Origin of the sequence: Nocardioides sp., assembly GCF_035703625.1 — a bacterium.
Classification (GTDB): domain Bacteria; phylum Actinomycetota; class Actinomycetes; order Propionibacteriales; family Nocardioidaceae; genus Nocardioides.
In genome coordinates, this window is the sequence record NZ_DASSXS010000214.1 from 1 (window position 1) to 23,511 (window position 23,511).

Sequence of the window (23,511 nt, forward strand, 5' to 3'; positions counted from 1 at the left end):
TCGCAGTCGCCGGCCCACCACGGAGTCGCGCACTCGGTGAGCACGTCGGCGAAGCCGGCGTCGTTGCCGCCGACGGAGATGCTCACGTAGCTGGTCGACGCGGTGAGGGCGGACAGCTGGGTGTTGGTGACATCGGCGACCCGGGCGCCGGAGCAGGCGCGGAAGTTGAGCGAGTAGCCGCGGGCCGCGGCGATCAGGCTGGGGTAGGCGGAGGTCGACCGTTGGCACGACGACCCGTCGTTGATGTAGTCCCGGGTTCCGGTGCCGGAGGCGTACGAGTCGCCGAGGGCGACGTACGACGGCGCGGCGGCATGGGCCGCGTTCTGGGCCGCCACCGCGGGGGCGAGCGGCGCGAGGAGGGCGACGGCACCCAGCAGGGCGCGGCGTACGAAGGGACGGGACGTGGGCATCGGGGGCTCCGATCCGAGAGTGCCGGGACACGAACCCGCCTCACGCTAGGGGTATTCGTCGAGGCTGGAAAGGGCTCCCGGCCGCGCCCGACCGGTCGCGGGTGGGGTCAGCGCTTCGTCCGCGGCTTGGTCCGGGGCTTCTTCCGGCCGCCCGGCACGTCGTCCGCAACGGCGGGTCGGGACCGGCTGCCCTGGGGTCCTCCGGTGTCCGGCCGCAGCTCGATCAGCTTCCCCGAGATCCGGGTCGAGGCGAGCCGTTCGGTCGTCCCGGCCGGGAGGTCGGCGGGGAGCTCGACGAGGGAGAAGTCGGGGCGGATCGAGATGTGCCCGAAGTCCTGGCGGCTCAGCCCGCCCTCGTTGGCGATGGCGCCGACGATCTGCCGGGGCTCGACCTTGTGCCGCTTCCCGACGGCGATCCGGTAGGTGGCCAGGGTCGCGGAGCCACGCTGACCGCCCCGCTCCTTCCGGGGCGCGCGACCCTTGTCGGGGCGTCGGTCATCGCGCTCGCGACGCACCGGTCGTTCCGGCTCCGGCTCGAGCAGCAGCGGGGTGTCGCCGTGCAGGACGGCGGCGAGCGCGGCGGCGACGTCGACCTCGGGCACGTCGTGCTCGCGCATGTAGTGAGCCACCACGTCGCGGAAGAAGGACACCTTCTCCTCGTCCCCGAGAGCGGTGGTGATCGCGTCGTCGAACCGGGCCAGCCGGGTGACGTTGACGTCCTCCACCGTCGGCAACGGCATCTGGGTCAGCGGCTGGCGCGCGGTCTTCTCGATCGCCTTGAGCAGGCGCCGCTCCCGGGGCGTCACGAACGAGATCGCCTGGCCGCTCCGCCCGGCGCGGCCGGTGCGCCCGATCCGGTGCACGTAGGACTCGGGGTCGGTCGGGATGTCGAAGTTGACCACGTGGCTGATCCGCTCGACGTCGAGCCCGCGGGCGGCGACGTCGGTCGCCACGAGGATGTCGAGCTTGGCCGCCTTGAGCTGGTTGACCGTCCGCTCCCGCACCGCCTGGGGTACGTCGCCGTTGATCGCGGCCGCGGAGAACCCCCGCGCCCGCAGCTTCTCGGCCAGGGTCTCGGTCTCGTTCTTGGTGCGGACGAAGACGATCATCCCCTCGAAGTTCTCGACCTCGAGGATCCGCGTGAGGGCATCGACCTTCTGCGGGTAGGACACGATCAGGTAGCGCTGGGTGATGTTGGCCGCGGTCGCGGTCTTGTTGCGGACCGTGATCTCGGAGGGGTCGCGGAGGTACTTCGCCGAGAGCTTCCGGATCTGCGCAGGCATGGTCGCCGAGAACAGCGCGACGTTCTTGTCCGTCGGGGTGTCGGCGAGGATGGTCTCGACGTCGTCGGCGAAGCCCATGTTGAGCATCTCGTCGGCCTCGTCGAGCACCAGGAACCGCAGCTCGGTCAGGTCGAGGGTGCCCTTGTCCAGGTGGTCCATGATCCGGCCGGGCGTACCGACGACGATGTGGACGCCGCGGCGCAGGGCGGAGAGCTGGACGCCGTACCCCTGCCCGCCGTAGACCGGGAGGACGTGGACGCCGCGCAGGTGGGCGGCGTACTTCTCGAACGCCTCGCACACCTGGAGGGCGAGCTCACGGGTCGGGGCCAGGACCAGAGCCTGGGGGGTCTTCTGGGACAGGTCGAGGCGGGAGAGGATCGGCAGCGCGAACGCCGCGGTCTTGCCGGTGCCGGTCTGGGCCAGGCCCACGACGTCGCGGCCCTCCAGCAGCGTGGGGATGGTCGCCGCCTGGATCGGCGAGGGGGTCTCGTAGCCGACGTCCCGCAATCCCTTCCGCACCGCGGGGGCGAGCCCGAGGTCGTCGAACGTGATCGTGGGTGTTGCTGGCTCGTCGGACATGTCTCCAACGGTAGGTGCCCCGAGGCGTTGTCGGTGATTCGCGGGGACCGTACCTTCCGTCACTCCACCGTGACCGACTTGGCGAGGTTGCGGGGCTTGTCGATGTCGTGCCCGAGGTGGCGGGCCGCGTGGTAGGCGAGCAGCTGCAGGGGCAGGGTGAGCAGGATCGGGTCGAGCTCCACCTCGTTGCGGGGTACGTCGATCCGCACCACCCCGTCGAGCCCGCTCAGGTCGACGTCCTCGTGGGTCGCCACCACCAGCGGGCCGCCCCGTGCCGCGATCTCGTGCAGCGCCGCGACGTTGCGGTCGGTCAGCTCGTCGTGGGGCACCACCGCGACGGTCGGCACGTCGGGCGAGATCAGCGCGAGCGGACCGTGCTTGAGCTCGGAGGTCTGGTAGGCCTCGGCGTGCCGGTAGGAGATCTCCTTGAACTTCTGCGCCCCCTCGCGAGCGACCGGGAACCCGCGCACCCGGCCGACGAAGAACAGGCTCTCGGCCTCGGCGACGCGGGTGGCGATCCCGGCCAGCGCGTCCTCCCCGGCGAGGATCTCGCCGATCTGGTCTGGCAGCCGGGTCAGACCGGCGATCAGCCGCTTCCCGTCGGCGATGCTCAGGTCGCGGACCCGGCCGAGCTGGAGTGCGAGGAGTGCGAAGCCGAGGTACATGTTGGTCAGCGCCTTGGTGCTCGCCACCGCGACCTCGGGCCCGGCGTGGAGGTAGATCCCGCCGTCGCACTCGCGGGCGATCGCGCTCCCGACGACGTTGACCAGGCCGATCACGCGCCCGCCCTTGCGGCGGATCTCCTGCACCGCCAGCAGGGTGTCGATGGTCTCGCCGGACTGGCTGACCGCGACGTAGAGCGTGTCCGGCTCGATGATCGGGTTGCGGTAGCGGAACTCGCTGGCGGCCTCGGCGTCCGCCGGGATCCGGGCCAGCTCCTCGACCAGGCCGGCGCCCATCTGTCCGACGTAGTACGCCGACCCGCAGCCGAGCACCTTCACGCGCCGGATCGCGCGGGTCTCGCGGGCGTCCATGTTGAGGCCGCCGAGGTGCGCCGTGCCGAAGCGCTCGTCGAGCCGACCGCGCAGCACCCGCTCCGCAGCGTCGGGCTGCTCACGGATCTCCTTGTGCATGTACGACTCGTGACCCCATGGGTCCGGAGGGGCGGCGTCGTAGGCGTCGGGGTCGACGTCGATCGTCGTGGTCCCCTTGTGGGTCGACGACGTCAGGTCCTGCTTGTAGGTGGTGAAGCCGCTCGCGGTGACGGTGGCCATCTCGCCGTCGTCGAGGTGGGCGACGGTCGTGGTGTAGCGCACCAGCGCGGCGAGGTCGGAGGCGACGTGCATCTCGCGCTCGCCGACGCCGATGATCAGCGGGCTGCCGTTGCGGGCCACCACGATCCGGTCGGGGAAGGAGGCGTGCACCACCGCGAGCCCGTAGGTGCCGTCGATCTCCGCGAGGGCGTCGCTGACCCGTGCCTCCAGCGTGTCGCCGTCGGAGCGCGCGACCAGGTGCGCGATCACCTCGGTGTCGGTGTCGGACACCAGGTCGACGCCGTCGTCGGTGAGGCGCTGCCGCAGCTCGGCGGCGTTGTCGATGATCCCGTTGTGGACGACCGCCACGTCACCGGAGGCGTCGGTGTGGGGGTGTGCGTTGGTGTCGCTGGCCGACCCGTGGGTGGCCCAGCGCGTGTGGCCGATCCCGACCTTCCCGCCGAACCTCCGGGGCAGCCGGTCGGCGAGGTCGCGGACCCGGCCCTGGCGCTTGGCCACCCTGATCCCGCTGCCCGACAGGACCGCCACGCCGGCCGAGTCGTAGCCCCGGTGCTCCAGCCGGGTCAGGCCTTCGAGCAGCAGTGGGGCGGCCTGCTGGCCGCCGACGTACCCGACGATTCCGCACATCTTTCGGGTCTCCTTTCGTCTTTCGGGGTTTCGAGACGGTCGCTGCGCGACCTCCTCAACCTCCTCGCTTCGCTCGGACCTTTCTTCTCACTGGGTCTCGACCCGCCGACCGCTCGCTCGACCACCATCAGCGGATCCGCTGGCGCGTCTCCGCTATCCGTAGACGATTCGCCGCAGCTGGCGCTCGGTCAGCGGCGGCGCCGCGACCACCCGGCCGTCCAGCTCCTCGGCGATCCGGGCGAAGATCTCGGGGTTCCTGACCCCGTAGGTCTTCAGGTGGGCGTGCCGGCGCCGGACGTACTCCTCGACCGGCTCCGCGTGGAACGCGACCACGTCCTCGATCACCCGCACCGCCTCGGCGGGGCTGAGGCCGGTGCTGGACGCGATCCGGTCGACGAGCTCCGAGTCCGCGGTCACGACCGGAATCATCCTCAGCGCTCTCCGGTCACGCAACTTCCTGCCCGAAATCGGGCAAACTCTCCCGATTGCCCGCTGCGGTGTCTCTCGAGATGGGGGACCGCCCGCGGGATAGTGTCCGACCGTGGGTATGCGCGGGCGACGGTGGGTGCTGGTCGGCGCCGTGACGCTGGGGGCGGTTGCCTCGGTGCTGTTCATGCAACCCGTGCTCCTCGCACCGGTGGCCGGTGACGACCGGTTGTGGTACCCGCAGGAGGGCGCGCTCGAGTCGTGGAGCATCGTCGACTCGCTCGCCCAGCTGCCGCAGTGGTGGGAGAACCGCGCCGGCACCGGACGCGTGAACATCCTGACCCCCTTCGAGAGGCGCAGTGCCGGCCGCCTGGTGATGGAGACCTCGGTGGACACCGGCACCCCCACGTTCGTGATCAACGGCCTCTTCAAGCTCCTGCTGGCCGCGCTGGCGGTGCTGACGCTGGCGGGACTCCTGAAGAGCGTGCGATGCCGGCGTCGCACGGGTGAGCTGGTCCGGCTGTCCGGCCGGACCGTCGTCCTGGGCACCCTGGTGGGCGGCGTCCTGTTCGCGCTCGGCAGCCAGCCCCCCTTCCACGAGGTGAACGGGCGCAACGGCTGGGTCAACTACCCGACGCACACCTACGGCGCGGTCGTCTCCATCCTCGGTGTCACGGCCCTGGTGCTCTGGTTGACCCGGTTGTACGCCGAGGGCCGGTTCCGGATCCCCATCGTCCTCGTGCTCGTCCTCCTCGCCGTCATCACCAACTTCCGCTACGAGCTCGTGTTTCCCGCGGCCCCCCTGGCGCTCATCGCCCTGCTCCTGGTTCCGGTGACCCCGACGGAGCGGGCGGCCGAGGGGCGCCGGGCGAAGTGGGTCACCGGAAGTGCCTACGTGGGCGTCTTCCTGGCGATCCTGGGCGTGCTGCGTGTCTACCTGTGGGAGGTCTGCAGCGACGGGTGCTACGAGGGCGTCCAGCCCAGCCTGTCGACGGCGGTCGTGGGCACCTTCTGGCAGAACGTCACGTCGAGCGTGCCGGGCGCGACCGCTCCACGCGTCGCCGACTTCGTGGAGAGCTGGGGCATCTCCGCCGACGGGATGTACACGCCGACGGCATGGTCACTGGCCGTGGGCGTCGTCCTGGCGGTCGCCCTGCTGGCGGGCTGGTGGGCGACCCGCCCGACCCCGTCGGCGGAGCCCCTCGACGGCGAGCCGCCGATCGACGACGGCATCGCGCGCGGGTCGGACGAGGGGAGGTTGCTGGCACTGGCGGCCCTCCTGTGCCTCCTCGGGGCCCTGGGCGCGGCCGGAGTGATGTCGTTGTCGGTCAAGTCCCAGACCACTCCCGAGCTGGGCCTGCCGTACCGGCACACGGTGGTCACCTGGGCCGGCATCGCGTGGGCGCTCGGCATGGGCGCGCTGGCGCTGAGGCAACGCTCGCCCCGGGCCGGTGTCGCGACCTGGGTGGCGATGTCGCTGGGCGTCGGCATCGCTGCGGCCTGCCTGCTGACGGCCAACGAGCGCAGCCTCGAGGCCGACCGCGTCGAGACCCGTGCCTCGGCGGCCGCGTTCGCGGCGCTCGTCAACGGTGACCTCAGCGACGCGGCCAACGCCCACCGCTGTCGGCTGGTCCCGATGATCCAGGCCGAGCGGGACGACGCCGCGGAGGCGTTCGACGACGCGTTCCAGCGCCACTGGGGCCAGGAGTTCTGTCGACGCTAGTCGGAGACCGTGCAGCATGATGAGGGCATGCCACTCTCGCCGCTCCAGCTGCTCGACACCGACTCCCTCCTCTCCGAGGAGGACCGCGCCATCCGCGACACGGTCCGCGCGTTCGTGGAGGACAGGCTCAAGCCCGAGATCGCCGGGTGGTACGACGCCGGCACCGCCCCGGTGCGCGACCTGGCCCGGGAGTTCGGCTCGATGGGCCTGCTCGGCATGCACCTCACCGGCTACGGGTGCGCCGGCACCAGCGCGACGGCGTACGGCCTGGCCTGCCTGGAGCTCGAGGCGGGCGACTCCGGACTGCGGTCGGTCGTGTCGGTGCAGGGCAGCCTGGCGATGTACGCGATCTGGAAGCACGGCTCCGACGCCCAGAAGGACGAGTGGCTGCCGCGGATGGCGACCGGCGAGGCGATCGGCTGCTTCGGCCTGACCGAGCCCGACTTCGGCTCCAACCCCGGCGGCATGCGCACCCGCGCGCGGCGGGACGCCCCGGGGAACGAGCAGAGCGACTGGATCCTCACCGGCAACAAGATGTGGATCACCAACGGCTCGGTGGCCGACGTGGCAGTCGTCTGGGCGCGCACGGACGACGGGATCCGCGGCTTCGTCGTCCCCACTTCCACGGAAGGGTTCACCGCCCCCGACATCAAGCAGAAGATGTCGCTGCGCGCGTCCGTCACCTCCGAGCTGGTCCTCGACGACGTGCGACTGCCGGCCGAGGCGATGCTGCCCGAGGCCAAGGGGCTCTCGGGTCCGCTGTCCTGCCTGACCGAGGCCCGCTTCGGGATCGTGTACGGCGCCCTGGGCGCGGCCCGCGACTGCCTGGAGACGACGATCGCCTACGCCCGGGACCGGGAGATCTTCGACCGGTCGCTGGCGTCGTACCAGCTGACCCAGGCCAAGCTGGCCGACATGTCGGTCGAGCTCGGCAAGGGCATGCTGCTGGCCCTCCACCTGGGCAGGCTGAAGGACACGGGTCGGCTGCCCCCGGAGGCGATCAGTGTCGGCAAGCTCAACAACACCCGCGAGGCGCTGCGGATCGCCCGCGAGTGCCGCACCATCCTCGGCGCGGCCGGCATCACCCTGGAGTACCCCTTGATGAGGCACGCCAACAACCTCGAGTCGGTGCTCACCTACGAGGGGACCGCCGAGGTGCACCAGATGGTGATCGGTCAGGCGCTGACCGGGGAGTCCGCGTTCCGCTGACCGAAGCGTGCGCGCGCCGTGACCAGCACCCGGACAGGGACCCGGTGCCTGCGCGCGCGCTGCGAGCGAAACGTCAACGCTGAGCGAGGTGCCCGCGCCCTCACCCGAGGCGCGGCACCGGCAGAGAACAGGCGGGGCCGCCACCGTGCCGAACGAAGACCTCTGGGCGGACGCCGTACACGCGGCCATCTGCCGACGTGTGCAGGTAGCCGGCAGGCCCCGGGAGATACACCTGCGTGGTGGAGCGGGTGAACGGCTGGGCATACAGGGAGTCCGCTGACGAGCCGCCCCACTCCACCCGCTGGCCACCGCGGCCGTCGTTGCGCGAGTAGGGGTCGCGCGGCAGACCGGTCGCCCACAGCGTGCCGCCGACGTCGACCCAGACCCGTGAGGACAGGTCGCTGTCGATCGCCATCTGGACCCACCAGCGGCGGCCGCGCTCGGTGTACTCCCAGCCGACCGTGTAGCTCGCGCCGAGGTCGGTACCGAGATCCCGACAGCGCCGCACCCACGCCGCCGTGCCCTGCAGGGGAGCCGGCGAGCCCAGCGTTCGTGCCCAGTCGCCAAGCGCGTGCTCGAGGCGTGCGAGTCCGGCGGCGTCGAGCGGTCCGCCCGTGGTGGCCCGGACCGCCCGCCTCACACCCGCCATCTCCTCGGGCAGTCCTCCACAGGGCTCTCGCAGCCTGGCCTCGCCTCGGTCGAGACCGTGCAGCACCATCCGCGACGCCTCCGCCGATGCGCCGTCGACGTCACTGGTGATCAGCCAGACCACCTGGGTCAGCGGCCACTCCAGGCCGCGCAGCACCCGGTGCTGCGCCCTCGCGCAGACCGCCTCCGGGTCCGGTTCGTCGGCCTCCGTGGACGGGCTTGCTGCGGTGGAGCTCTCGGCGACGGGCGTGGGTGCGACGTCGCTGTCGCCGCACGCCGTGAGTCCTGCCGTCATCGCGAGCGCGATCCCCAGCAGGGATCCCACCCGTACGACGCCGCCCGGCAACCGGCTCATGCCCAACTGTAGGCACGAGATCCCGCCCGTCGCGGCGAATCCGGAGCGCTGCGCTCCTCCCGCGGAGCGACGCGGGCGATGTCGTCAGCGCCGGGGGCGGGTGTGCCAGAGCCAGGCCAGGCCGACGAAGGGAAGGACCGCAGGCACCCAGCCGTAGCCGGCGCCGTACGCGCTCCAGACGGTGTCGTCGGGGAAGAGGGCGGGATCGGCGACGGTGAGGGTGCCCACGACCAGCACCCCGACGAGCTCGACACCCACGGCGGCCCAGGCCAGCGGCGTGGTGCGGGGGCCGGGTCGGGCCAGGCAGAAGGTCGCGACGGCGTACACGACGGCGGCGAAGGCCGACAGCCCGTAGGCCAGCGGCGCCTCGCCGGCCTTCTCGGCCAGCTGGACGGAGGAGCGGCCGAGCGCGGAGATCGCGAACACGGCGTACACCAGGACCAGGGCGCGGCCCCACCCCTGGTTGGTCGGCTGGACCTCAGGCACCGACGGGGGTCCAGACCTGCTGGGCCCTCAGCACGAGCACCGGCAGCACCAGGCCGGCGACCACCAGCACCGCGGTCCCGCCGCGGCTGCGCTCACCCAGCGCCCACAGCGTCGCGAGCGGGAGGAAGAGCAGGGTCGCGAGGAGGTAGCCCACGAACACCACCCCGTTGACGTCCCGGTCGCCCGAGACGAGCTGGCCGATGCCGATCACCGCCTGGGCGAGCAGCCCGAGCTCGAGCAGGGCGGCGATCCCGAGCAGGAGACCGCCGGTGGGCCGGTCCATCGCGACCTGGACGGCCGCGACAGCTGCGAGGATGAGGGAGACCACGATCAGGGCGGTCTGGAGTGGGTCGATCATCGCTGCGGATCCTACGGATCGGCGGCATGTGACCGGCGCCACACCATGGCCGGAATAGAAACGGACCGGAGTTCTGTTTAGGGTGGTGAAAGATTCAACCACCAGCCCGAGCACCAGGAGTGAGCACCATGGGTTTCCTCAACCGCACCAGGACCAGCACCGCCGTCACCGAGCCGGACTTCGAGGCCGGCACCTCCGCCGTCGAGGACATCTCCGGCGACTACTCCATCGACGTGTCGCACAGCCGGCTCGGCTTCTCGGCCCGTCACGCCATGGTCACCACCGTCCGGGGCGCCTTCAAGGACTTCGAGGGGACGGCCACGATCAACACCGCCGACCCGGGTGCCTCGAAGGTCAGCCTGACCATCGACGCGGGCTCGATCGACACCGGCTCCGCCGACCGGGACGGCCACCTGCGCTCCGGCGACTTCTTCGACATCGACGCCCACAAGCAGCTCACGTTCGTCTCGACCCGGGTGGAGCGCGACGGCTCCGAGTGGGCGATCACCGGCGACCTCACCATCAAGGGCGTCACCCGCCCGGTGACCGTCGTCTTCGAGGAGACCGGCTCCGCGCGCGACCCGTTCGGCAACGTGCGCGTCGGCTTCGAGGGTTCGACCGCCATCAACCGCAAGGACTGGGGCCTGAGCTGGAACGCCGCCCTCGAGACCGGCGGCGTCCTGGTCTCGGAGAAGATCAAGCTCGACTTCGACATCTCCGCGATCCGGGCCTCCGCCTGACCCACCACCGCTGACCCGCCCGAAACTTTCGGGCGGGTCAGCGCTATTTCGGTGGTCCGATCGTGGCCGCGCCGTCACCATGGACGCCATGACGACCGACGTTGCCGCCGGCCTGCCCGCGGGCCTGACCACCCGGGCCCTGACCATGGCCGACGCAGCCGCCGTCACCGCGGTGATCAGCGCGCAGGAGCTCGACGACGTCGGCGAGGTCATCATCGAGGAGGCCGACATCGTCGCCGACTGGCAACGACCCGGGTACGACGTGACCGCCAGCAGCATCGGGGTCTTCGACGACGACCGGCTCGTGGCGTACGCCGAGAGCGGGTCGGGCGGGCGCGGCGATGCGGCCGTCCACCCCGACTACCGGGGCCGAGGCATCGGGACCCGGCTGGCGGCCTGGATGCGGGCGCGGGCCGGCGAGCAGGGCCAGCCCGAGGTCGGGATGCCGGTCCCCCAGGGTTCGCCGGGCGACGTGCTCCTCGAGGGGCTCGGCTACCGCGTCCGCTGGACCAGCTGGGTGCTTCAGCTGCCGGAGGGGGCGAGCATCCCGGCACGGCCGCTGCCCGAGGGATACGTCGTGCGCGAGGCCGGGCCCGACGAGTACGAAGCGGCGTGGACGGTCCAGGAGGACGCCTTCCTCGAATGGTCGGTGCGCGAGCGCGAGACCTACGCGCAGTGGGAGTCGAGCGTCGTCCGCCGTCCCGGCTTCGAGCCGTGGAACCTCCGCGTGGTGGCCGACCCGGGCGGCGTGGTCGTGGCGATGGGCCTGGTCCAGCTCAACGACCGGTGCGCCTACATCGCCCGGCTCGCCACCCGCCGGGACCAGCGCGGCCGCGGACTCGCGCAGGCGCTGCTCGTCGACGCGTTCGCCGTCGCCGCCGAGCACGGCGCCACCAGGTCCGAGCTCTCCACCGACTCCCGCACCGGCGCCCTGTCGCTCTACGAGAAGGTCGGCATGGAGGTCACCTCGGTCTGGGTGAACCGCGCCATCGAGACCGGAGCGCCGCGATGAGGGCGCCCACCGACCTGCCCGACCTGCCCGAAGGACTCACCTCCCGGCCGCTCACCCTCGCCGACGCGCAGGGCGTGTTCGACACGGTGGCCGCCGAGGAGCGGGTCGACCTCGGCGAGGTCGACATCTCGCTCGAGGACGTGCTGAGCGACTGGCAACGGCCCAGCTACGACATCGCGGCCAGCACGGTGGGCGTCTTCGACGGCGACCGCCTGGTGGCGTACGGCGACGTCGCCGGCCCCGACCACGCCTACGCCGCGGTGCATCCCGACCACCAGGGCCGCGGCATCGGCACGGCGATCGCCGCCTGGATCCAGGAGACCGCGCGCACCCGCGGCTCGACCCGGGTCGGCAGCCAGGTGCCCGAGGGGAGCGCGGCCGACCGGCTGATGGCCGACCTCGGCTACCGGGTCCGGTGGACCGCCTGGGACCTCGAGCTGCCCGACGGCGTCGAGATCACGCCGTACCCGCTGCCCGACGGCTTCGTCCTGCGCGACGCGACCGCGGAGGACCACGAGTCCGCCTGGACCCTCATCGAGGACGCCTTCCTCGAGTGGTCGGACCGGCCGCGGCACCCGATCGAGGACTTCGCCTCCTGGGTCTGGGCACGGCCCGGTTTCGAGCCGTGGAACCTCCGGCTGCTGGAGAACCCGGCCGGCGAGCTCGTCGGAGCGACCCACGTGTACCTCGCCGGAGACAGTGCGTACGTCGCCCGGATCGCCGTCCGCCGCGACCACCGCGGGCGCCGGCTGGCCCGCTCGATGCTGGTCGACGCGTTCGGGCTGGCTCGCGAGCACGGCGCCGTCCGTTCCTGCCTCTCCACCGACACCCGCGCCGGCGCCCGGGCGGTCTACGAGGCGGTCGGGATGGTCGTCGCCTCGACCTGGGTCAACCGGGCGATCGACCTCTAGTACGCCTGCGGCGCAGGAGGATCGGCAACGGGGGCTGGTCCAGCGGGTTCGCGGCAGCCACCTCCTCCATCGCTTCGAGGATGTTGACGAGGTTGACCACGAGGCCGCCGTAGACCGGCCACAGCTCGGGCGCCGGGTCGACGGCGCCCAGCCGGCCGACGATCTCGTCGAGCATGGCGCGGCACCGCCGGATCGCGTCGGCGTCGGCGGACTCGACCGCCCGGCCACCACGACGCAGGGCCTCGACGTAGCCGTCCCGGAAGTCCGCATCCCACTCCCGCTGCTGCTCGAGGAAGCGCTCGAGCGTGCGGGCGATGCTGCGGGTCTCGGCCACGGCCTGCTCCATGTGGCGCAGCAGCACGATCCACACCTCGGGATGGCGCAGCTGCCGGGCCGACCGGCGCGGGTTGAGCAGCGCGCTCTCACGTGCCTGCCGCACCATGGCCCAGGCGCGTTCGATCAGCTCGTCCAGGTCGCGGGTGGTCTCCAGCCAGCCGGCCACGTCGTCGCGCGAGCACCCGGCGCCCAGGCCGTCGGCGACCTCGACCAGCAGCGCGCCGATGCGGTCGTCGAGGTCGTCGAGCGCCGCGATGGCGGTACGTCGGCGCAGAGGGGGCCAGACCGCGACGTTGACGACCAGGCCGGCCGCGATCCCGATCCCCGTGTCGAGGAGCCGGTCGACCAGCACGTTCTGGTCGTCGGCGAACCCGGTCGTGAGCACCACCAGTCCCGTGGCGGCCGCGGTGGTCGCCTCCCCCTCCAGCCAGCGCGACCTCCCGAGCAGCAGCCCCAGGAAGACGACGGCACCGAGCGCGGCGACGTCGGGGCCGACCAGGTTGCCGGCGGTCCACGCCAGCAGCACCCCGGCCACGGCTGCGGCCACCTGGCGGGCACCCTGCGAGAAGGTGCGGAACACCGTCGCCTGGACCACCAGCAGGGCGGCCCACGGGGCGAGGAACGACTGTGGCGCCCCGACCAGCTCGACCGCGACCACCCAGGCCAGGGTCACCGCGACCACGGTCTTGACGAGCTGCGTGGCGTCCGACCAGAAGACCGGGTCCCGGACCTTGTCCCTCATCAGCGGATGGGAGCTCCGGAGACCGTCCGGGCGATGACCAGTCGCTGGATCTCCGAGGTGCCCTCGAAGATCGTGTAGATCTTGGCGTCGCGCGCCATCCGCTCGACGGGGTACTCGCGGGTGAACCCGTTGCCACCGAGGATCTGCATGGCCTGCCCGGTGACCCGCACCGCGGTCTCGCCGGCGAAGAGCTTCGACATCGAGCCCTCGGCCTGATCGAAGGACTTGCCCTGCCGCGCCATCCACGCCGCCCGCCAGACGAGCAGCCGCGACGCCTCGATCGAGGTGGCCATGTCGGCCAGGGTGAAGGCGATCGCCTGGTTCTCGATGATCGGCTTGCCGAACTGCTCGCGCGTCTTCGCGTAGTCCAGCGCGACCTCGTAGGCAGCCCGCGCGATCCCGATCGCCTGCGCGCCGACCGCCGGCCGGGTCCGCTCGAAGGTCGCCATCGACGGCTGCCCGCGGCCCCCTCCCTTGGTTCCTGAGGAGGCGAGGGACGAGCCGTCTCGAAGGGCGCGGGCCCTGGCCAGTCGGGCGTCGAGCTTCTCCTTGCCCCCGAGCAGGCAGGAGCCCGGGACGCGGACGTCGTCGAGCACCACCTCTGCGGTGTGCGAGGCCCGGATGCCGTGCTTGGCGAACTTCTGCCCCTGGCTCAGACCCTTGGTCCCGGGCGGGACCACGAAGCTGGCCTGGCCGCGGGTCCGCAGCTCGGGGTCGACCACGGCGGTCACCACGTGCACGTCGGCGATGCCGCCGTTGGTGGCCCACGTCTTGGTGCCCTTGAGGACCCACTCGTCCTTCGCCTCGTCGTACGTCGCCCGCGTGCGCATGGCGCCGACGTCACTGCCGGCGTCGGGCTCCGAGGAGCAGAACGCGCCGAGCTTCAGGTCCCCCGGCGTGCCGTACATCTGGGGGATCCACTCCATGACCTGCTCGTCGGTGCCGTTGGCCCGGACGCCGGCCGCGGCGAGCGAGGTGCCGACGATGGACAGCCCGATGCCGGCGTCACCCCAGAAGAGCTCCTCCATGGTGATCGGGAAGCCGAGGCCGGACTCGTCCATCGCCTGGGCGACGATGAAGTCGACCGAGTAGAGCCCCGCCTTGGCCGCCTCCTCGACGACCGGCCACGGGAACTCCTCCTTCTCGTCCCACTCCGACGCCGCCGGGCGCACCACGTCGGTGGCGAACGTGCGCACCCACGCCTGCAGGTCGAGGTGGTCCTGGCTGAGCTCGAAGGAGGGCGACGTCGTCATGTACCCAACCTAGAAGTCCGCCACGACCGGCGCCATCCACCCGGTTGTCAGGCGCCGGTCGTGGCGGACTGTCGCAACAGGGTCAGGGGTGGGACGTGGTGGTGTAGGGGTCCAGCTCCTCCTCGACTCCCTTGTCACCGAGGTCGGCGTGGTAGTCGGCCGGCGTGGTCTGGTCGACGCCGCTCGGCACCTTGAGCGCCCGCAGGATCGCGGAGAGCACGACGGTCACCACCAGGTTGAGCAGGAACGCGGTGAAGCCGATGTACACGAGGGTGTCGAAGGGCAGGAACGTGTCGGACCACGGCACGCTCAGGAACGGGTCGAGCGGGCTGCCGAAGTGGCTTCCGGGATCGCCGAGCTTCGGGTTGTTCCACGCCGTCCACGTTCCGTAGATCATCCCGACGGCCCAGCCGGCGAGCAGCGCCGTTCGGTGGAACCAGCGTGTGTAGAGCCCGACCACGATCGCCGGGAACGTCTGCAGGATCCAGACGCCGCCGAGCAGCTGGAAGTCGAGCGCGAACTGCACGTCCACGAGGAGGATGAAGGCCAGCGCCCCGAACTTGACCAGCAGCGAGGCCCACTTGCTCTGCTGGGCCTCCTCCGACGGCGTGGCGTTGCGCCTGAGGTAGGCCTTGTAGATGTTGCGGGTCCACAGGTTCGCCGCGGCGATCGACATGATCGCCGCCGGCACCAGGGCGCCGATCGCGATCGCGGCGAAGGCCACGCCCGCGAACCAGTCGGGGAACTCGTTCTCGAACAGCTGGGGCACCGCCTGCTGCGGGTTCTCGACCGCGACCCCCGCGGCGACCGCGACGAAGCCGAGCAGCGCGAGCAGCCCGAGCAGGAACGAGTACGCCGGCAGCAGCGCCGCGTTGCGCCGGATCACCGAGCGCTGACGCGTCGACAGCACGGCGGTGACGGAGTGCGGGTACATGAACAGCGCCAGGGCCGACCCGAGGGCCAGTGACGCGTAGGCCCAGTGCAGCAGGGGAGCCGGGATCACGCTCTTCGGAGCGGCCTCGCCCGCGGCGATGGCGTCGGCGTTCTCGGTGTTGAAGGCGTCGAAGTTGTCGCTGACGCTGCTGAAGATGCTGTCCCACCCGCCGAGCTGCGTCGGCAGGTAGAGGATCGCCACGAAGATCACGATGTAGATCAGCGTGTCCTTCACGAACGCGATCAGCGCCGGCGCCCGCAGGCCCGAGGCATAGGTGTAGGCCGCGAGCACCCCGAACGCGATGAACAGCGGCAGGTCGCGGACGAACCAGTTGGCGGTCTCGGAGCCGATTCCCATGACCTGCAGGACGACCTCGATGCCGACGAGCTGCAGCGCGATGTAGGGCATCGTCGCGAGGATGCCCGTGAACGCGACGGCCAGGGCGAGCGGCCGGCTGTCGTAGCGACCCTGCACGAAGTCGGCCGGGGTGACGTAGCCGTGCCGGTGGGAGACCGACCAGAGCCGCGGCATGAACAGGAAGATCAGCGGGTAGATCACGATCGTGTAGGGGACCGCGAAGAAGCCGATGCCGCTGCCGACGTACAGAAGGGCGGGCACGGCGATGAAGGTGTAGGCCGTGTAGAGGTCGCCACCGATCAGGAACCACGCGATGAAGGTCCCGAAGCTGCGGCCGCCGAGTCCCCACTCGTCGAGGTGGTCGAGCGCCTCGGCCCGACGCCACCGGGCGGCGGCGAACCCGAGGATGGTGACCAGCAGGAAGAAGAAGATGAAGACGCTGAAGGCAACGGTGCTGACGTCGCTCATCGCGGGTCCTCCCCTCGCCGGGTCCCGTGCGACTCACGGTCCAGCAGGTCCGCGGACTTGGCGAGGTAGTAGGCGATCGCCGTGAGCACGACCGAGGCCGGGATCAGGGCCAGCTGGAACCAGTAGTAGAAGGGGAACCCGAGCAGGACCGGGTCCTCCTGGTCGTAGAGCGGAACGAGCAGCGGGAGGATCACCGCCGGCGCCAGCAACAGGCAGATCAGGGACCAGCGCCCACGGGTGGATGTGCCGGGGCGGGGAGGTCGGGGGTCGGTCATGGGGGACACCTCCGGGCTAGGTTGACCGGGCCCGACCCTTCCACCCCACGACGAGGGTTGTCGAGACCCGCGCCTACCAGCGGCGGTGCGGGCGGGCTCCGCAGACCCCGCGACCGAGCAGGTACCACACGCCGATCCCGACCAGGATCAGCGGCAGGTGGGTGACCAGGGCGACTCCGATGAGCAGCACCAGGAGCGCGACCAGCGGGACGGGGAGGCGTCGCCGCCTCCCTCGCGTCTCGCGTCCGAAGGCCGGCCGGACCGGCGCCTGGGCCGGGAGGCTCCGCCCCGGGAGGTCGGCGAAGACCGGGGCCAGCTCGCGCCGCGTGCGCGCGGCCCAGATCTGGTCGAGCCGCTCCCGGTGCTCGTCGGTCGTGATCCGACCCTGCGCGAAGTGCTCGCCGAGCTCGGCGGCCGCCTGCTCCCGCTCGGCGTCGCCGATGCGCAGGTCGTGCTCGTTGACCGGGGTGCTCACTGGCCCTCCCCCTCCGCGAGCAGCCCGTAGAGCTTGCGCCGCGTCTCGATGAGTACGTCGATCGCGTCGCGGCGCTGCTGGTCGGTACCCGTGCTGATGATCTGCCAGACGGCGTTCATGACCTGGCCGATCTCGGGCTTGAGTGCGGCGAAGTCGCCGCCGTCCGGACGCTCGCGCTCGGCGAACGGCTCCCAGACGCCGGCGAGCTCGTCGGCGTTGGCGGCGACGTACTGTCGCCCGGCGTCGGTGAGCCGGAGGGTGCGCCTGCCCCGCTCGTCGTCGGCCTCGACGAGACCTTCGTCCTCGAGCTGCGAGATCGTCGGGTAGACCGAGCCGGGGCTCGGCTTCCAGGCGCCGCCGGTGCGCTCCGAGATCGCGGAGATGACCTGGTAGCCGTTGAGGGACTCGGCCTGGAGGACGTCGAGGATCGCCGCGCGCACGTCTCCGCGCCGGGCGCGGGGCGCCCGCTGCTGATCCGTCTGCGCGAGGCCGAACAGCCCGGCCACCCACGGCGGCGGTCCCGGCCGGCCTCCGCGTCCCCACGGGGCCCCGCCCCACGGGCTCTGGCCCCAGGGCTGGCCTCCCCACGGGCCTCCGCGCCCCCCGCCGTGACCCCCGCCGTGACTTCCGTGGTGTCCCATGTCGCTGCTCCCTCCGGCCTGAGCTCCAGCGAGCGGCCGACTGTCACCGACCGCTCAACGATATATCGTGATCGTACGTCGACTGTCGGCCACCGGCAAGGCCGAACAGGACGAACCCGATCGCGACCGAGGTCAGGAGGAAACCCAGCACCGTGAGCTGGTAGTAGGCGTCGAAGGGGTCGAGGAAGTCGTAGACGAGCAGCCCGGCGCCGGCGTAGTAGACGAGGTACATCAGCGGCAGCAGCGCCCAGGTCAGCGGCCACCACCACCGGCCGGTGGTGCGGGCCACCAGCAGGTAGTCCGCGCCCACCAGCACCGGTACGACGACGTGGACCAGCAGGGACCAGGGAGGGGCCAACGAGCCACCGTCGAACAGCCGGGCCGCCGTCGCGAGGAACAGCGTCGTCGCCAACCCCCCGCGCACCCAGGCCCAGGACGTCGACGGGCGGGCGAGACCGACCCAGGCGAGGGAGAAGTAGACGACGGTGACCGCCCCGGCACCCAGTGTCCCGAGCGCCTCCCACCAGAGGTCCAGGGCGGCCGCGGAGTAGCCGATCCCGAGCGTGGCGCAGCCGGCGACGAACAACCGCCAGCTGGCCAGGGGCAGCCGCGAGACCAGAGCGGTGCTCCCGTCCCTCCTCACGGAGCCAGCGTGCCACGCCGCCGGGGGTGTGAGGAACGCCCGCGCCTCGTCGCGCCCTCCTAGGCTGTCGCCGTGACGACGCCCCGCTTCAGCCTCCGCTCGACCGTTCTCGGCTCTCCGGACCCGCGCTCGCTGGCCTCGTTCTACCGGGCGCTGCTCGACTGGGAGGTCATCGAGGACGCGGACGACTGGGTCGTCCTCAAGCCGGGCGGCAACCGCGACGCCACCGGCCTGTCCTTCCAGCGGGAGGAGCGGCACGTCCCCCCGACCTGGCCGGCCGGCGAGGGCGACCAGCAGATGCAGCTGCACCTCGACATCGCCGTCGACGACCTCGCGGAGGGCGAGTCCCGGGCCCTCGCGCTGGGCGCGATGCTCGCGCAGCACCAGCCGCAGGACGACGTCCGCGTGCTGCTGGATCCGGCCGGGCACCCGTTCTGCCTGTTCCAGCGGAGCTGACTGCCCCGTACCCGCAGCGCCGACAGGTGGTTGAGGAAATCTTTACCGTTCTCGCCCGCGGGCTGTGAACATCCGCTAGTTTCGTGGCCGACCAAGTGCCGAGCCTGAAGGTCCGGCAGTTCCTGGGCCCGGACCCTGCCCGCTTCGAGTCAGTCGGGGGACCCGCATGCAGAGAAGTCCGTCACCAGCGTCACCGGTGGTGGGTGTGATCACGACCCTGTTCGAGCGGTGGGTCAGGCAGGACACCGCCAGGGTGAACGCCGGACGGGCCGCGACCCGTCTGCAGCTTCGACGACTGGAGCTCGAGGACGTCACGCGCTTCCTCGCCTCGCTCCAGCCCCCGCGGATGCCGGAGGTCCTCGGCCGGACGGGCGGCGAGACCGGCCGTGAAGGGCGGGCCTCCCCGGCACCACAGTGACTTCAGGGCCACCTGGCGGCACCGGCTGTCATCGCGCATGACGATGGTGCCCGACAGCGGCGTGGGCGAGCAAAGCGGGGGCGCCGCTCGCCCACGCCGCCTCGGTCCAGGGGCCTGGGGTCAGCGGGCGCTCTCGCGCAGGGTCGAGCCCCGTGCACCACGGACGGTGAGCGCCGCGCTCACCAGCGCCACCGTCCCGAAGAGCAGGGCCGCCGCCGCCGACAGCAGCACCAGGCGCTGCCAGTCCACGGCCGCGATCAGGGCGGGAGTCCGGATGTCCTCGACCACCCCCAGCGTGACGGTGCGCAGCACGACGTACTGGGCGATCGTGCCGGCGGCCAGTCCCGCCACAGCGGTCGCGCCGAGCACGACCACGAGCTCGCGCATCACGGCCGACATCACCGCCCGCCGAGGGACACCGACCACGCGCATCGACGCGGCGTCGCGCCGGCGCGCCGGCAGTTGTACGGCGGTGCTCACGAACAGGCCGGCCAGCGCCATCAGCAGCACCAGCACCGCCACCACGGCGTACAGCCGAAGGGCGAGTGCGTAGGCGCCCTGGCCGAGGGTGCGCTTGACACTGGCCAGCGTGGACGAGACGGAGGCGCCCTCGTCGCGCAGCTGCTGGGTCATCGAGTCGGGGGTGTCGGCGCGGGCCAGGATGTAGACCGGGGTGTCCTGGGTGAAGGTGTCGCGGTCGGTGTTGAGCATCGTGTAGTCGATCATCGAGCCGGACGGGCCCTGCAACGGCACGCTCTCGGCGGTCACGACCGCCCGGGCCGGGAACTCCAGCGAGCTGGTCTCGCCGAAGGACTCCGGCGGCGCCTCGGCGGGTGCGTCGACGCCCCGGACCACGGGCAGCTCCGTCGGCAGGTCGCCGGCCGAGAGCTGCGCGATGGCCTCCGAGCCACCGGAGGACGTGTCGACCCGGATCACGCCGCCGTCGGTCTCGACCCCCCGGATCAGGGCTGCGTCCGACGCGTTCGGCGAGACGTTCCATCCCGCGCCGTCGATCGCCCCCGGCACCGGCTCGCCGTCGACGGTGATGTCGCTGACCTCGATGACGCCGTTGATCCGGACCCGGCTGGTGGCCGGCCCACCCAGGGTCAGCCCGTCGAGGCGGCAGCCGGTGCGGCAGTACGGCGCCAGCTCGCTGCGGGTCGACGTCCCCGACGGGAACGGCCCGAGGAACAGGTAGTGGGAGCGGTCGCCACGCACGTCCAGGCGGAGCCGGACGCTCAGCTCTCCCCCCACCCGCGCCTGGTTGTCCACGGTGAGGCCGATCCGCCGGCCGGTGACGATCGGGACGGTCGCACCCAGGCCGAGGTCGTCGGCGATCTCGCCCGCTCCCGAGCCCGGCGTCCACTGGTCCTGCCAGGCGGAGACGGAGGCCAGGCGGGGCGCGTCGACCACGGTGTACGACGGCCCCAGGGTGCTGAAGGTGCTCATGGCCATCAGGTAGTCGCCCTCGGGATCGAGCTCGTGGGTGAGGGCCACCGTCTCGTCGAGGCTGCGGGGTGAGAGCCACAGCTCGTCGGCCGGGACCGTGGTCGCGGCCACCGACTCGCGCCAGGCCGCGGCCGACTGGTAGACGCCGGCACCGAAGACGCACACGGCGATCGCGGCGGTGACCGGCAGGATCACCAGCGTCCCCTCCATCCGCCGGCTGATCGCGCGGGCCGCGACGAACCCGGGCAGGGACCGGCTCCGCGAGCGGCGCCGGGTCCACCAGGTGGCGGCCAGGGCGATGAACCGGGTGGCGAGCAGCCCGGCCACCACCGCCAGCAGCACCGGCAGGACCAGGTCGGTCAGGTCCGGGCTCCCGGGACGGCCGCCGGACAGCTTGGCCGCCAGCACCGCGATCGCGCCGGCGAACAGGGCCAGCTGCGCGACGAGGGCGACCCGGCCCGACGGCTTGGGACGACGTACGCCGGTGAGCTGCTCGGACAGGGACACCCGGAGCACCAGCCCCACGGCCAGGCCGGCCACCCCGAGCGCCGCCACCACCACGAGCAGGCCGGCGAGCAGGGACTGCCAGGGCAACGGCAGGGGCAGGCCCGGCACCAGCCACGAGCGGGTCAGCCCGAGGGCGAGGCCGACCCCGAGCACGACACCGACCGGCAGGGAGAGGGCGAGCACGGTCAGCGGCTCGGAGAGCCCCAGGCCCCACAGCTGTCGCCGGGTGAGGCCCCGGAGCGAGGCGAGGGCGAGCTCGGGGAGCCGGAGGTCGGCGGCCGCCATCAGCAGCCGGAGCAGCAGGGCGAGCGCCACCAGCACCAGCGAGATGACGGCGGGCGCGATCGACGCCCGGGCCGTCTCCTGCTGGGTGCGGACCTCGCGGGCGATGAGGGGCAGGTCGTTGACCGTGTCCTCCTCCAGCGTGGCGGCCGTGGCCTGGGCCTGGGCGAGGTCGTCGGGCGTCAGGTCGGGTGGCGCGTCGAGCCGACGGTCCACCCGGACCGACCAGGACGAGGTGGGCAGCTCGTCGAACGTCTCGGGGACGGTCACGAACGGTGCGGGCTGGTAGGGCTTCACCGCTCCGGTCAGATCGTTGACGTCGCGCGGAGAGCTGGCGAACCGCTCTGCGTCGAACCAGTAGTCGGTCGCGCTCTCGGGAACCCGGTAGGCCCCGACGATCTTGACCGGTCCGACCGCGTTCGCGAGATCCAGCCGGTCACCGATGGACAGGTTGAGGAAGTCGAGGTCTCCGGTCAGCATCACGATCTCGCCGGGTGCGTCCGGGCACTCGCCCCGCAACGCGAGATGCTCGCACGCGTCGGGCGTCGCGACCACCTGCACGAGGCCGCCGTCCACGATGAAGTCCAGCGAGCGGAAACGTTGGGTCTCCAGCCGCGACTGCGGGGCAGCGAAGGGTCCCTCGGCCCGTGCGGACTCCTGCTCGGCCGCCGCGACGGCGGCGGTGGTGTCACCTGCCTGGTCCGCGGTGGCGGGGTAGACCCAGGTGAGGCCGGTCAGGGTGTTGGGGGCCTCGTTGAGCCGGGTGACCAGGTAGGAGTTGGTGACCGCCTCCTGGAAGATCGGCCCGAGCACCGCGGATCCGATCGCGAGCCCGGTCAGCAGCACCGAACCTGCGGTCAGCAACGCCCGGGACCGCAGTCCCCGCAGGATCGTGCCTGCCATCGAGCGCACCGGCGTGCTCACGAGTCCTCCCGCAGCAGCGAGGGTCTGCTCTGCTCGGAGCTGGTGACGCGCCCCCGTCCACCGACGAGGACCACGAGTGCGGCCGCCACCAGCGCGGAGGCCGCGATCGGGAGCCGGGCCACCCCCACGTCGAGCGGGACCGAGTGGGCGGGCACCTCGACGAGCGAGAGGTTGCCGAGCAGCAGCGCCACGCCGGCGATCCCGCCGCCCAGCGTCGCGACCACCGCGCCCAGCCCGAGGGCCCCGATCTCCCACCGGGCGGAGCGCCGGGACGCCGAGAGCCCGACCCCGATCACCCGGAGGGAGGCGACCTCCCGCCGGTGCAGGGTGCGCTGCCTGGCCACCGCCGACGCCAGCACCAGGAGCGCGACGAGCACGCAGAAGCCCGCGATCAGGGCGTAGACGTTGGCGCGGGTCGCACCCGTCTCGAGGCTGGTCGAGTCCTCGACGTCGGTCAGGGTGCGGGGCGGTCCGGCCCCGGGCGACTGCGCGACGGCATCCAGCACGTCTCGCGGAGTGTCCGCCGCCGCGAGGACCAGGACCTCGGCCGCGGGGACCGTGGGCGGTGAGCCGACCGAGGCCAGCGGCAGGTCGGCGAGCACGCCGTCGGCCTCGACGAGGGGCAGTGCGGGGAGCTGGTCGAGCACCTCCGCCGGCCGGTCGTCGCCGCCCGGCGAGTCGAGGAGCGGCGGGCCGTCGGGCCAGGTCGCCGAGAGGGTGGCCAGGATCGGCGTACGTCGCGCACCCTGGTCGGTGACGGCCTCCTGGATCCTCGGCCGGGCCGCCATCATCAAGCCGTCGTCGACCTCGAGCGGCCCGGCCGGTGCCCCGCCGAAGTTCCTGCCCGTGGAGCGCCACGGCCGTGCCAGCAGGTCGGTGCCCCCGAAGTCGAGGCGGGTGAGGACGTAGGGCAGCGCGACGTCGCCGGGGCTCCGGCGCAGCCGGATGGCCGAGACGACGCACCCGGTCTCGCACCCGGGCAGGCTGCGCTCGACCCGGTCCGGGCCTCCCGAGGGCGGGATGTCCAGGGTGAGCGTGATGGAGGCATCGTCGTCACCCGCGCCGGCGTACACGACGTCGACCCGGGGCCGCAGGTCGCCGCGCAGCCGGCGGCTGACCCCGCGGACCGAGGCGGCGAGGCTGTCTCCCGTGGCGGCCGGCGCCGCGTCCGCGGGCACGAGGTCCGAGACCCGCCTCGCGACCCCCTCCGCCGGCGTACCGGAGTAGAAGTCGCCGATCACGGCGTCGTACCGCGAGACGTCGAGGAAGGCCCGGCGCGCGGGGACGCTCCCCTCGTCCGGCACCACCGT

23 protein-coding genes are annotated in these 23,511 nt (G+C 72.2%); 7 read left to right on the forward strand and 16 right to left on the reverse strand.

The annotated features are described in order from the left end of the window. From VFN12_RS10685 to VFN12_RS10700, 4 genes are all read right to left on the reverse strand, one after another. A partial coding sequence (locus VFN12_RS10685) for a GDSL-type esterase/lipase family protein (protein WP_325118653.1) occupies nt 1-410 on the reverse strand: 410 nt, incomplete at its 3' end. Nucleotides 411-517: 107 nt separating this feature from the next. Then, nucleotides 518-2,272 (reverse strand): DEAD/DEAH box helicase, encoded by a 1,755-nt coding sequence (locus tag VFN12_RS10690; protein WP_325118654.1) that lies wholly within the window; start codon nt 2,270-2,272, stop codon nt 518-520. 59 nt (nt 2,273-2,331) lie between these two features. Further along, a complete protein-coding gene (gene glmS / locus VFN12_RS10695) occupies nt 2,332-4,173 on the reverse strand; it encodes a glutamine--fructose-6-phosphate transaminase (isomerizing) (RefSeq protein WP_325118655.1) in 1,842 nt (613 codons plus the stop codon). Between the two features lie 153 nt (nt 4,174-4,326). Beyond that, nucleotides 4,327-4,590, reverse strand: coding sequence for a hypothetical protein (locus VFN12_RS10700; protein ID WP_325118656.1), 264 nt, complete (start codon nt 4,588-4,590; stop codon nt 4,327-4,329). A gap of 124 nt (nt 4,591-4,714) precedes the next feature. On the opposite strand from VFN12_RS10700, the gene VFN12_RS10705 reads away from it, so the two are divergent. After that, nucleotides 4,715-6,322 carry a hypothetical protein gene (locus VFN12_RS10705; protein ID WP_325118658.1) on the forward strand — a complete coding sequence of 536 codons (1,608 nt, stop codon included), beginning with the start codon at nt 4,715-4,717 and terminating at the stop codon, nt 6,320-6,322. Nucleotides 6,323-6,349: 27 nt separating this feature from the next. Beyond that, nucleotides 6,350-7,531 carry an acyl-CoA dehydrogenase family protein gene (locus VFN12_RS10710; protein WP_325118660.1) on the forward strand — a complete coding sequence of 394 codons (1,182 nt, stop codon included), beginning with the start codon at nt 6,350-6,352 and terminating at the stop codon, nt 7,529-7,531. A 100-nt stretch (nt 7,532-7,631) separates the two neighbouring features. On the opposite strand, the gene VFN12_RS10715 is transcribed toward VFN12_RS10710, so the two are convergent. The 3 genes from VFN12_RS10715 to VFN12_RS10725 all read right to left on the reverse strand — a co-directional run bounded on the left by VFN12_RS10715 (nt 7,632) and on the right by VFN12_RS10725 (nt 9,378). Beyond that, the gene (locus tag VFN12_RS10715; protein ID WP_325118661.1) at nt 7,632-8,534 is read right to left on the reverse strand and encodes a hypothetical protein; all 903 of its coding nucleotides are present in this window, start codon (nt 8,532-8,534) and stop codon (nt 7,632-7,634) included. 84 nt (nt 8,535-8,618) lie between these two features. Then, entirely contained in the window at nt 8,619-9,020 is a 402-nt protein-coding gene (locus VFN12_RS10720) for a hypothetical protein (RefSeq protein WP_325118662.1), read from the reverse strand. Next, a complete protein-coding gene (locus tag VFN12_RS10725; protein ID WP_325118663.1) occupies nt 9,013-9,378 on the reverse strand; it encodes a hypothetical protein in 366 nt (121 codons plus the stop codon). Before VFN12_RS10725 ends, VFN12_RS10720 begins: the two co-directional genes overlap by 8 nt. 128 nt (nt 9,379-9,506) lie before the next feature. Here VFN12_RS10725 and VFN12_RS10730 point away from each other — a divergent pair, with 128 nt between their 5' ends. The 3 genes from VFN12_RS10730 (at nt 9,507) to VFN12_RS10740 (ending at nt 12,041) form a co-directional block, all read left to right on the forward strand. Continuing rightward, entirely contained in the window at nt 9,507-10,118 is a 612-nt protein-coding gene (locus VFN12_RS10730; RefSeq protein ID WP_325118664.1) for a YceI family protein, read from the forward strand. A gap of 88 nt (nt 10,119-10,206) precedes the next feature. Further along, nucleotides 10,207-11,130: a GNAT family N-acetyltransferase gene (locus tag VFN12_RS10735; RefSeq protein ID WP_325118666.1), complete on the forward strand. Its 924-nt coding sequence runs from the start codon at nt 10,207-10,209 to the stop codon at nt 11,128-11,130. Further along, on the forward strand, nt 11,127-12,041 hold the full coding sequence (locus VFN12_RS10740; protein WP_325118667.1) for a GNAT family N-acetyltransferase: 915 nt from the start codon (nt 11,127-11,129) through the stop codon (nt 12,039-12,041). Before VFN12_RS10735 ends, VFN12_RS10740 begins: the two co-directional genes overlap by 4 nt. Here the strand turns inward: VFN12_RS10740 and VFN12_RS10745 are convergent. From VFN12_RS10745 to VFN12_RS10775, 7 genes are all read right to left on the reverse strand, one after another. Next, a complete protein-coding gene (locus VFN12_RS10745; protein WP_325118668.1) occupies nt 12,019-13,119 on the reverse strand; it encodes an FUSC family protein in 1,101 nt (366 codons plus the stop codon). The two genes, VFN12_RS10740 and VFN12_RS10745, sit on opposite strands and share 23 nt — an antisense overlap. After that, on the reverse strand, nt 13,119-14,372 hold the full coding sequence (locus tag VFN12_RS10750) for an acyl-CoA dehydrogenase family protein (RefSeq protein ID WP_325118669.1): 1,254 nt from the start codon (nt 14,370-14,372) through the stop codon (nt 13,119-13,121). The genes VFN12_RS10745 and VFN12_RS10750 overlap by 1 nt, the downstream gene beginning before the upstream one ends. Nucleotides 14,373-14,454: 82 nt before the next feature. After that, on the reverse strand, nt 14,455-16,131 hold the full coding sequence (mctP, locus tag VFN12_RS10755; RefSeq protein ID WP_325118670.1) for a monocarboxylate uptake permease MctP: 1,677 nt from the start codon (nt 16,129-16,131) through the stop codon (nt 14,455-14,457). After that, the gene (locus VFN12_RS10760) at nt 16,128-16,406 is read right to left on the reverse strand and encodes a DUF3311 domain-containing protein (RefSeq protein ID WP_325118671.1); all 279 of its coding nucleotides are present in this window, start codon (nt 16,404-16,406) and stop codon (nt 16,128-16,130) included. Before VFN12_RS10760 ends, mctP begins: the two co-directional genes overlap by 4 nt. A gap of 73 nt (nt 16,407-16,479) precedes the next feature. Next, nucleotides 16,480-16,881, reverse strand: coding sequence for a DUF1707 domain-containing protein (locus VFN12_RS10765; RefSeq protein ID WP_325118672.1), 402 nt, complete (start codon nt 16,879-16,881; stop codon nt 16,480-16,482). Then, complete coding sequence (locus VFN12_RS10770) at nt 16,878-17,387, reverse strand: PadR family transcriptional regulator (protein WP_325118673.1); 510 nt, start codon at nt 17,385-17,387, stop codon at nt 16,878-16,880. Before VFN12_RS10770 ends, VFN12_RS10765 begins: the two co-directional genes overlap by 4 nt. A 178-nt stretch (nt 17,388-17,565) precedes the next feature. Next, nucleotides 17,566-18,165 (reverse strand): hypothetical protein, encoded by a 600-nt coding sequence (locus VFN12_RS10775; protein WP_325118674.1) that lies wholly within the window; start codon nt 18,163-18,165, stop codon nt 17,566-17,568. A 72-nt stretch (nt 18,166-18,237) separates the two neighbouring features. On the opposite strand from VFN12_RS10775, the gene VFN12_RS10780 reads away from it, so the two are divergent. Both VFN12_RS10780 and VFN12_RS10785 read left to right on the forward strand, forming a co-directional pair. Then, nucleotides 18,238-18,621 (forward strand): VOC family protein, encoded by a 384-nt coding sequence (locus VFN12_RS10780; protein ID WP_325118675.1) that lies wholly within the window; start codon nt 18,238-18,240, stop codon nt 18,619-18,621. 199 nt (nt 18,622-18,820) lie between these two features. Next, nucleotides 18,821-19,039 (forward strand): hypothetical protein, encoded by a 219-nt coding sequence (locus VFN12_RS10785; protein WP_325118676.1) that lies wholly within the window; start codon nt 18,821-18,823, stop codon nt 19,037-19,039. A gap of 120 nt (nt 19,040-19,159) precedes the next feature. Here VFN12_RS10785 and VFN12_RS10790 read toward each other — a convergent pair whose 3' ends face one another. Both VFN12_RS10790 and VFN12_RS10795 read right to left on the reverse strand, forming a co-directional pair. Beyond that, a complete protein-coding gene (locus VFN12_RS10790) occupies nt 19,160-22,180 on the reverse strand; it encodes an FtsX-like permease family protein (protein ID WP_325118678.1) in 3,021 nt (1,006 codons plus the stop codon). A gap of 17 nt (nt 22,181-22,197) precedes the next feature. Next, a partial coding sequence (locus VFN12_RS10795) for a hypothetical protein (protein WP_325118679.1) occupies nt 22,198-23,511 on the reverse strand: 1,314 nt, incomplete at its 5' end.